General features: G+C 46.0%; 1 protein-coding gene. It reads left to right on the forward strand.

Annotated elements, in window-relative coordinates:
• The first annotated feature begins 2 nt into the window (after positions 1-2).
• Positions 3-1,187: an elongation factor Tu gene (gene tuf, locus V7R55_RS19465; RefSeq protein WP_014980400.1), complete on the forward strand. Its 1,185-nt coding sequence runs from the start codon at positions 3-5 to the stop codon at positions 1,185-1,187.
• Positions 1,188-1,245: the final 58 nt, after the last annotated feature.

The raw sequence follows: 1,245 nt of genomic DNA on the forward strand, positions 1-1,245 counted from the left end.
AAATGGCAAAAGAAAAGTTTGAACGTACGAAACCCCACGTAAACGTGGGTACAATCGGCCACGTTGACCACGGTAAAACTACCCTAACTGCAGCTATCACTACAGTTCTTTCTAAAACTTACGGCGGTTCTGCTCAGGCTTTCGATCAAATCGATAACGCGCCTGAAGAGAAAGCTCGTGGTATCACCATTTCTACTTCACACGTAGAATATGACACTCCTACTCGTCACTACGCGCACGTAGACTGCCCAGGACACGCTGATTACGTTAAAAACATGATCACCGGTGCTGCTCAGATGGACGGTGGTATCCTAGTAGTAGCTGCGACTGATGGCCCTATGCCACAGACTCGTGAGCACATCCTACTTGGTCGTCAGGTTGGTATTCCTTACATCATCGTATTCATGAACAAATGTGACATGGTTGACGATGAAGAGCTTCTAGAGCTAGTAGAAATGGAAGTTCGTGAACTTCTTAACGAATACGAATTCCCAGGTGATGACCTACCAGTTATCCAAGGTTCAGCTCTTAAAGCGCTTGAAGGCGACGCAGAGTGGGAAAAGAAAATCATCGAGCTTGGTGAAGCGCTTGATTCATACATCCCAGAGCCAGAGCGTGCAATCGACAAGCCGTTCATTCTTCCAATCGAAGACGTATTCTCAATCTCAGGCCGTGGTACTGTTGTAACTGGTCGTGTTGAGCAAGGTATCGTTAAAGTTGGTGAAGAAGTAGAAATCGTAGGTATCAAAGACACTACTAAGACTACTTGTACTGGTGTTGAGATGTTCCGTAAGCTTCTTGACGAAGGCCGTGCAGGTGAGAACGTTGGTGTTCTTCTACGTGGTACTAAGCGTGATGAAGTTGAACGTGGTCAAGTACTAGCTAAGCCTGGTTCAATCACTCCACACGTTAACTTCGAAGCAGAAGTATACGTACTGTCTAAAGATGAAGGTGGCCGTCATACTCCATTCTTCAAAGGCTACCGTCCACAGTTCTACTTCCGTACAACTGACGTAACTGGTGCTGTAGAGCTTCCAGAAGGCGTAGAAATGGTAATGCCTGGTGACAACCTTAAATTCAAAGTTGAGCTAATTGCTCCGATCGCGATGGAAGAAGGTCTTCGTTTCGCAATCCGTGAAGGTGGTCGTACAGTAGGTGCTGGTGTTGTATCTAAGATCCTAGACTAATCTAGACTTAGCAACACAAGCCAAAAAAGCGCACTTAGGTGCGCTTTTTTTATGCCTG

This window comes from Alteromonas sp. S005 (assembly GCF_036864475.1).
Lineage (GTDB): Bacteria > Pseudomonadota > Gammaproteobacteria > Enterobacterales > Alteromonadaceae > Alteromonas.

Coding starts and splice junctions, on each gene's coding strand:
- tuf (WP_014980400.1), top strand. CDS start 3: ATGGCAAAAGAAAAGTTTGAACGTACGAAACCCCACGTAAACGTGGGT.